We start from the raw sequence: 690 nt of genomic DNA, 5'->3' as shown, positions 1-690 counted from the left end.
CGCGGACCATGCCGGTGAGTTGGATGCGGTGAGAGCGATTAAACAGGGTGTGGAACTCGCCATACGTTTGTAATCCACAAACAGATAGCGTTATTAAGAATAAAAATGGCGCCTTAACAGCGCCATTTTTATTGTCTATTTGTCACTATTGTCTTTGTCTGCAGAATAGGTAGCCAACCACTAAAGCAGCCAATAGCTAAATCGGTCAAAAATTAAAGAATGACAGTCTTGTTTCCGTAAACGAAAACGTGATCATTTAATACTTTGTTGAGCGCTTTGCTCAGCACATTTTTCTCTACATCTCGACCTGCTCGTGCCATGTCTTGTGCGCTAAAGTTGTGGTCGACCGGGATAACATCTTGTTTGATGATTGGCCCTTCATCCAAATCATTGGTGACAAAGTGAGCTGTGGCACCAATGATTTTTACACCGCGTTCGTAAGCTTGTTGGTATGGCTTCGCACCGATAAACGCGGGTAAGAAACTATGGTGGATATTAATGATTTTATGGTGGTATTTTTCCACAAATCCAGGGGTCAATACGCGCATGTATTTGGCCAGAACTAAATAATCAGCATCATATTTTTCAATCACTTCAAGCATCTCTTGCTCATGTTCTTCTCTATTGAGACCTTCATGAGAGACAGTATGGTAAGGGATATCGAAACGTTCAGTGAGCGTTTTTAGGGTG

General features: G+C 42.2%; 1 protein-coding gene. It reads right to left on the bottom strand.

What is annotated here, in order from left to right; all coding sequences use genetic code 11:
• Positions 1-212: 212 nt before the first annotated feature.
• A partial coding sequence (locus tag ACP45E_RS00980) for a formyltetrahydrofolate deformylase (protein ID WP_141707166.1) occupies positions 213-690 on the bottom strand: 478 nt, incomplete at its 5' end.

It is taken from the genome of Vibrio genomosp. F10 str. 9ZD137 (assembly GCF_049974785.1).
GTDB lineage: Bacteria > Pseudomonadota > Gammaproteobacteria > Enterobacterales > Vibrionaceae > Vibrio.
This window is presented reverse-complemented; position numbering and strand designations above follow the sequence as displayed.